We start from the raw sequence: 7,344 nt of genomic DNA on the forward strand, positions 1-7,344 counted from the left end.
AACGTTCGTGACGATCGCGACCCGCCCCTCATTCGCGTGAGACGCGCGGAGTTAAATCACTGATTTGCCCGACGGCGAAAGCGGATTATTTTTCGTGCGAGGGATGGACAGACTTTCGGTGATTTGCCCGTCGGGTTGATTTGTCGCGCCCAAAGCAGCCACATCGTCGTTGCGCTCGAAGCGAAGCAGGCCGTAGCGAAAACAGGATGCCGGTTTCAAAGGTTCAGCCGCTTGGACCCGCCAACGTCCGCTTTCAGATGCAAAGCGGGCCGAGCTTGGAGCGGGCCGTATCGTCGGCTTCACTGCTACGTCGCCTATTTGCTCCTATCCGACCAACGCAACACTCGACCCAGCGTCGGCTGCAAAGGGTGGGTCGGACGTCGCCAGACGCAACCAATCGCCGCAAATGACCCACGGGGTTTGAAGGAGATTAGCAACCTTCGCTACGACAGCCCGTTATATTGGCATCACCGGCAAAAACACGGGGGCTCCGTAGGCGCCCGGTGGCTGAGAGACCGATTGCGCTCCCGCCTGCACAATATGGAGGAGCGCATGATCAAGCGTCGTCGCTTCAGGAACACCACTTTGGAAGAAATGCTCGCGGACCAGGCACAGCGTCTGGCGAGGCAGGCCCAGGGCATCCCGCCCGGCTACAAGAGACAGCGACTTGTTCGCAAAGCTCGGCAAGCCGAAACAGCTTCTCACATGATTGATTGGATAATGTCGCCCGGACTGCAGCCGCCGAAGTAAGAAGGCCGCCTCAGTAGGCGGCCTCCTTCATTTCGAATGTTACCTGTTGGCCCTTCTCAGACTCGTGGGTCCGCTTTGCACCAAGAGCTGCCGCTACGCGAGCCGCGCCTGACCCAACTCCGAGAAAGAGGTAAAATGCCTCAGGGTTACATCCGAGGAGCAACAACATGATCCTACAAATCCGTGAGCTAGTTCCGACCAGGATCGACTGGTGTGTCTCCGCGATCATAGGCAACACGATGCCGCCCCGAGATCCTGATGACGACGAAGAGGACGCGGACGACGACCAGGATGACGAAGAGAACGGAGCCGACGAATCGCCGGTCGTGCGCGAGCCAGACGAAGACTAAGCAGGATGCGTTAGTATTGGCATAGCCTGAACTTCGGAGAGCATGATCCGCAACCAATATGCGGTGCGCGGCCTCGGCTTCCAGGGCACCAACCAACACAAACGGGCGACGGTTCTCGGCGGAGCGACCTCTCGGCGTTCACTGGTGCAGGAGACTAGCATGACCCTCATATGGCTTGGTGTGCTGTTTGTTTTCGGCGGCGTGCTCCAGATGGTCTTTCAGCCAATCTGGCGAGGTCGATTAAGCGGCGGAAGGCTGCTTCGCTCCGGGCGTGACACACTGGAACCAGAAAGACCGGGTAGCGGCTTCGAAATCAAAGCCAATTGGCCTGGACTTGCGCTGGTCGCGCTCGGCGGTGCTTTCTTGCTGGCCGGAGCTGTCATCTGAGCTGAAACGAACCTCGTTAACGTCTCGGGCATGGCGCGCACCTCAGTGCTGTAGCCATGTATCTTCTTGGACCAGGAGCGGACACGAGAGGGGATTTCGCCTGTCAAGCTGGGGATTCCGGCTTTCTGTCTGGACGCTCAATAAGTTCATATATGGGAACGTGGGTGCATTCCGACCACGATTCCAGCGCGGCTCCGCAGACCGCGCAGATCGCGGCACCCGTATGCGGCATCAAGAACTTCTCTTCGGTACGCCTGTACTCGGCGCCGCAATTGCATTGAACAATTGTCGCCATGCTCCGAGTATGCGCTTGGGAATGCGAATTTGCTATCGCGAACGCCACAACAAGAATATCGCCCCAGCATACGAGGGGCGCCTGGCGGTCGCTCGGCGAGCCATCCTTATTTTGACGTCGATCCAAGTGACGGAACGCAGCACATCTTCGTGAAGTGTCAGTGCTCCTTCCGCGTTTCTCCGGCCGTCAGCCAAAATCCAGTGCTATAAGAAGGGGTATGGTTTTGTTTGCGTCGGCTGTGGGGCGGGACAATGCCAATCAATCGGCTGTTGAAAAACAAGTGCGCGCCGGAAGAAATCGAGCTCTTGAACAAGGCCTTCAACCACGCTCTCAACTTGCTGGGCGTGGTTGATCGTAACGACCCGTTTTGCGATATGGTCGCTCGCAAGGTTATCGACGTCCGCGCGACAGGCATTAGCGAGCCGCGAGAGATCGCGGAATTGGCTGTTATCCGGATTGGCCTTCGGTAAGGCCGCGTCAGTCGGCAGCCTCTTTCATTTCGCCATTTCGCGAATGTCGCCTGTTGGGCCCATGGCCGAAGATCGCGACGTCGGCTCGTTGCGCGGTCAACCGGGGCTCTTAAGACAATCAGTTGGCGCACCGGGTCGGCGGTCCAGCCTGGACGATCGCTCGACTGCCGAATTCGCATAGTCGCCTGCCCGCACTCTGATAATGCCGACGCTGTTGGAGGTCGCCGGCATTCTGACGCCCAGCCGCCCCGTGACCAGCGTATGACGTAAACTTGCTGAACCTGCGCCTCCCGACTTTTCACGGAGGATGCACAGTACGATCCGAATGTTCTTGTAAGGAAAGGACATCCCATGCACCCAGCAATCATGGCCGTGATGGCGGCTACTCAATTGGTGACGCCCATTTCCGAGGCCGTCCCAAAACTCAATGTCGAAGCTACCTGCAGAGGATCGGTGGAAGCGGATAAGGCGATGGGTTTAGCCTTACCTCAGAGCTTCGATAAGTGTATGAGCGATGAGAACTCAGCGCGTCAGCAATTGGACACGATTTGGCTTTCGTATTCCCCGACCATCAGAGTCCAGTGTGAGGGAGAGGCGACAGCCGCCGGCGACCCGAGCTATGTCGACCTCTTGACCTGTCTGCAAATGAGCAATGGATCGGTCACGACCTCGACAACTGCTTTGAGGGGCGCGAGCAGAAAGAAAAAGGCGCCGAACTAAGCCGTGTATTGCGACGGCAAGGAACGTCGATTGCTAGCTTCGCCAAAGGCGATCCAAAACCATAGCCCTGACCAAGTTTCCGACGCCGGTCCAACGGCCAAGCCGCGATTTGGTGCGCAAAATGCTGACGTCTTCAGCATCCGAACTCGCCACGAAGATCTTTCGCGCTTTGATAAATCGCCAGCTCAGCGGATTTCGCTTCTGAAACACCATCTGAACGTCATCTTGCAAGTATCCGGACAGGACGACGGGTGGCGGGGCGAACACTTCCGGCAATGTCGCGGACAAATTGCTGTCGGTCAGAACTTTCCATCGCGAGTGTCCGCCCATGAGCGGTGACCGCAAGCTGAATACCACTCGCCCTATCCTGGTTTCGCGGATGGCATAAGAACACATCGCGCAAGGCTCAACGGTTGAATAGAGCGTGCAATCATCGAGGCTGGTCGCACGGAGCGTCTTCTGGGCTAAGGCAATTGCAACCATTTCGGCGTGTCGCGTAACGTCCCGTTCGACCTTGACCATATTGAGGGATTCGCAAATGAACTGGCCTCGCCGAGCGATGACGGCCGCAAACGGGTATTCCCCGCTTTGACCCGCGGATTGGGCGAGAGCGATGCAACGACGCATCATGATCGAATCTAACTCTGGGTCAGACATGCTCATGGGTGCCAGCAGACGCTTGCGCAGTTTTCTCCCACCTCGTGAACGATGTGTCTGCAACGTTCACTTGGTTGTTGCGAGGCTGCACCAAAAAGGAATGCTCCGCCTCTTGATTGCGTAGTTGGCCGCTTTGACTACACGAACCCTGCAAAACTAATGTTAGGTTCGCAGTGTTGACTATGCAGATTCGGAACGTCCAAGCCCCAATTGCGCGGCGCTTGCACGAGTCATGGGTTGGCACCAGCGCTTCTATTTCGTTATCCTCGGCCTTGTGGGCGCAGGCGGCGTTGGCGCCGCAGGTGACAGATTGAACGTCAGCCAGATGTTCCAGCCCGCTGGCCGATTTTCATTGGCGAATTCGCCGTAGGCCTTCAGGTTGAGATAGCCCTGCATGTCGCCGACCGGAAAGATATAGCCCAGCTGCGGTCCGGCGCCGACCACCCGCGACTGGAAGCAGCCGACACGATTGCCGGAGCCGCTGTCACAGCCGAGCTGCTGGTAGACGTAACCCACGAGGCCGACCTGCCACTGCTTGGTCAGGAATTGCGACACGCCCCAGTCGAGGTGCATGTCGACGCCACTCTGATATTGCGTAGCGGGGTTGATGAAGTTGTAGGTGAATCCAAGCACCGCCGAAGCTTCGTGCCCGGCCTTCGGGTCGAAATAGGTGTAGCCGCCGCCGGCGTCGATCGCCCAGTGCCCGAGCCCCAGATTTGCAAGGCGGGATGACTCGTAGGCCCCGACCGGAATGTCCCCGGTGATGTAGGTCATGTAGTTGTGAACGCCGGAATTCCACTTCAACTGGAAGAACGGGATCAGATCGCCAAATGCGGTTAGCGAGCTATCGATGCTGTCGAACCGCGAGAAGGGGAACGCGCCGCCCGGCGTCGTCAGCGTTCCCGTGAGTTGTCCCGCAAGTGATGTCGAGTTGTTGCCGTAAGCTGTTAACAGGACGGCAGAGGCCTGCGCGCCCAGCACGGGTGTCTCAAAAGTGTAGGTAGGGGCCACCAAGCCGAGATTGGCGGTTGCGTTGACCCTGGCGTTCACGGTGGCCGTCAGATTTGCGGGAATGCCACCGATCGTGATCTCCCGTGCCCGCGCCACGTCACCGCCGGCAGAAACCTGCGTGCGATAGTAAATCGAAGTTATCGACCAACCCGGCTGTTGGGGGGTAGCCGCGAGGCTACCGAAGAAGCCGGGTATCCAAAAGCTGATGCCGCCTTCATCGGCCCGCGCCACATCATAGGGAAGCACAAGTAAGGTCGCAATTGCCGCACTCAACCGGCAGACAAAACCGGCCGTCGAGATCGATTTCCCGCCCTTCATCCGCCAAGCCCCCTTTTATTCCACCGCTCCTCCGTCACAGCCGAAGAACGATCCGGCATGCGAGGGACCGGAAACGAGGAAATGCTACCACAGCGTGTCTAGGTGTAATCGACGCTTTCGCAACCTGTGCATCCTTAGCGAGAGACTGTGCCTTCCATGTCACAATTTCCTGGCTGAAAATACTTGGTGGTTTTGCCGATTCTGCATAGCGCCGTGATTTGCGCCTTACGAAAACTGTTTGAAGAATGACCGTCAGAAGTTTCGCTGAACGCGAAGCTCCAGATGGACTGCATCCTGGTCCTTGAACTCGTAGCGCGTCGCAGGCTTCGGAGCTGCCGCCCCGAGGACCGCAGAGCCTTGGAATTTCTGGTCGAGGTGAAACCACTGCACTTCCGCCGAGAAGGTCAGGTTCTTGACGGGTGTCCAGCGGGTCACCGTGCCGAGTTGCGAGACGTTGAAGTCGGGATTGCAGACATAGTCGGCGCTCACCGCCTTGGCCGGCGTGGTGTAGTTGGCGCAGATGAATGCCTTGGCCGTGCCGTCGTAGCGGACCACCGAATAGCTGCCATAGAGGCTCGTCGACCAGTACGGATCCCAGTTGTGATTGAATGCGCCGCGGACGCCAAAGGCCTCGGTCAGATGCAGCGAGCCGTCGCCGCCGGCTGCGACCGGCAGGTAAACCGCATCGGTGGTGGCGCCGAAGCCGATGCTCTGATAGGCCGCCGGATTGCTGGAGCCGCCGAATATCGCAAAGCTCGGCGAGGTCGAATCCGTTCCGATGATGTATTTCGTGGCTCCCTTGGCGTAGCTCGCATCGAGCTTGATGTCATCGGCAGTGCCGGTCGGCAGGTTCTTGATTTGCAGGGCGGCCATCACCGCGCCACCCCATCTGGTGTCGGGGTGACCGCTGATCTCCGACAACGCAGTCGGCGCCGCACCCGGCAAGCCGACTGCGCCGGCCGGCGCGCCAGCGGTGTTGAGGACGTTGTAGGAGGCGTTCACCTCATGCGCCGCTGCGGAAATCTGGAACAGGCCCCAGGCCTGATCGACGCGGATATTGCCGACGACCTCGGGGGCATGAACGCCGGCATAGGCGTTGCCGGTGTTCAACGTGGCATTCAGCGCCAGCGACAGATTGTAGACGGCGGTACGGTCCCACACGGTAGGATCGTCAAGTCCGATGCTGCCGGTCACGCCGTTGCCGAAGTCCGCGGTGTACTGGATGTTGTTGGCACCGCTATTGTCACCGCTTTGGCCACCCAGCAGGAACGACGAGTTGTTGCCCGGAGTGCCCTGCCAGGGCGACGCGTAGGCGGACGCTGACTTGCCGAAGGTGAATCCCGCGAACTGGACGAAGAGATCATAGATGGCGACATAGCCGCCGCCAGGAGTGTCGAGCAGGTTCGCGTTCGCGACAGGAAGCGAGCCGTTGATCGAGTTCGGGTTGAAGGTGCTGCCCCCCAGCGTGGTGAACTGGAATTTGCTCGAAGCGAAGGTGCGGACCACGCCATATTCGGTGGCGGTGCGGGTATCGACCGTCACCACCATGCGCGAGCGGTCGACGAAATAATCGAAATAACGGTTCCGCTGCCCAGCATCGCCATTCCACGCCGGCTGGCCGTGGGCGGCGCCGCCGTTGAAGGTGACGTCGGCACGCACATAGCCGCCGAGCTTGATGCAGGTGTCGGTGCCCGGAATGAAGAAGAAGCCCGCGCCGTACAGCGAGCAGGCCTTCACATATTCGACGGCCTTCGCCTTGACCGCCAGATCCGCGGCCTGGGCGCCGCCGATGGCCATCAGACCGGCCATCATTCCGAGAACGAGATTCCGCGCCCTTTTCATTCCGGGGCTCCTTCCCGTGACTCATGCAGGTGCGTGCAACCAAGAGTGAATCCAAGACGGTCGGCAGGCAATACGTGCCGATGAGCCGCATGCAACTGGTTGGCCGGCTGTGATTTTTCTGCCACGCTGGTGGCATCCCCGCTGTCGTCCCCGCGAAGCGGGGACACGCGACAAACGCCTGTGGTTACGGGTCCCGGGTCCCCGCTTCCGGCTCGATTCCAATCCCGACGCCATGCGGACGCGGCGCGAGACGGTCGAGCATCCCTTCGGCACGATCAAAGCCCGTATGGGTGTGACCCACTTCCTGATGAAGCGCCTACGGAATGTAGCCGCTGAGATGGCGCTGCATGTTCTCGCCTATAACCTCACACGGGTGATGAACATCGTCGGCAAACCGAGCCTGATTGCAGCCATCCGCGCTGCCTGAAGGTCGGAAAGTGTGTCCAAAAGCGCAATACCGCGTCGCATACCCACTTTAGCCGTCATTGGACGATCCGACGCGAGAACATCGGCCGCCTGCAATGATTGGCGACTACGGCCGCGT

8 protein-coding genes and 1 pseudogene are annotated in these 7,344 nt (G+C 59.3%); 6 read left to right on the top strand and 3 right to left on the bottom strand.

Features of this window, described 5'->3' with window-relative positions:
- Positions 1–552: 552 nt before the first annotated feature.
- The 5 genes from ACZXDY_RS43835 to ACZXDY_RS43855 all read left to right on the top strand — a co-directional run bounded on the left by ACZXDY_RS43835 (position 553) and on the right by ACZXDY_RS43855 (position 2,972).
- The gene (locus tag ACZXDY_RS43835; protein WP_028166357.1) at positions 553–750 is read left to right on the top strand and encodes a hypothetical protein; all 198 of its coding nucleotides are present in this window, start codon (positions 553–555) and stop codon (positions 748–750) included.
- 167 nt (positions 751–917) lie between these two features.
- Positions 918–1,100 carry a hypothetical protein gene (locus tag ACZXDY_RS43840; RefSeq protein WP_464349761.1) on the top strand — a complete coding sequence of 61 codons (183 nt, stop codon included), beginning with the start codon at positions 918–920 and terminating at the stop codon, positions 1,098–1,100.
- Positions 1,101–1,142: 42 nt separating this feature from the next.
- A complete protein-coding gene (locus ACZXDY_RS43845) occupies positions 1,143–1,487 on the top strand; it encodes a hypothetical protein (protein WP_464349762.1) in 345 nt (114 codons plus the stop codon).
- A 546-nt stretch (positions 1,488–2,033) separates the two neighbouring features.
- The gene (locus tag ACZXDY_RS43850; RefSeq protein ID WP_051396991.1) at positions 2,034–2,252 is read left to right on the top strand and encodes a hypothetical protein; all 219 of its coding nucleotides are present in this window, start codon (positions 2,034–2,036) and stop codon (positions 2,250–2,252) included.
- Positions 2,253–2,603: 351 nt separating this feature from the next.
- On the top strand, positions 2,604–2,972 hold the full coding sequence (locus ACZXDY_RS43855) for a hypothetical protein (protein ID WP_464349763.1): 369 nt from the start codon (positions 2,604–2,606) through the stop codon (positions 2,970–2,972).
- A 33-nt stretch (positions 2,973–3,005) separates the two neighbouring features.
- Here ACZXDY_RS43855 and ACZXDY_RS43860 read toward each other — a convergent pair whose 3' ends face one another.
- The 3 genes from ACZXDY_RS43860 to ACZXDY_RS43870 form a co-directional block, all read right to left on the bottom strand.
- On the bottom strand, positions 3,006–3,629 hold the full coding sequence (locus ACZXDY_RS43860; RefSeq protein ID WP_246756556.1) for a nucleoside deaminase: 624 nt from the start codon (positions 3,627–3,629) through the stop codon (positions 3,006–3,008).
- 252 nt (positions 3,630–3,881) lie between these two features.
- Positions 3,882–4,958, bottom strand: a complete 1,077-nt coding sequence (locus tag ACZXDY_RS43865) for a SphA family protein (RefSeq protein ID WP_464349764.1) — start codon at positions 4,956–4,958, stop codon at positions 3,882–3,884.
- Positions 4,959–5,210: 252 nt separating this feature from the next.
- Positions 5,211–6,800 carry a porin gene (locus ACZXDY_RS43870; protein ID WP_464349765.1) on the bottom strand — a complete coding sequence of 530 codons (1,590 nt, stop codon included), beginning with the start codon at positions 6,798–6,800 and terminating at the stop codon, positions 5,211–5,213.
- 208 nt (positions 6,801–7,008) lie between these two features.
- On the opposite strand from ACZXDY_RS43870, the pseudogene ACZXDY_RS43875 reads away from it, so the two are divergent.
- Positions 7,009–7,227, top strand: a pseudogene (locus ACZXDY_RS43875) (transposase); the annotation flags it as partial.
- Positions 7,228–7,344: the final 117 nt, after the last annotated feature.

It is taken from the genome of Bradyrhizobium sp. LeoB3 (assembly GCF_055456055.1).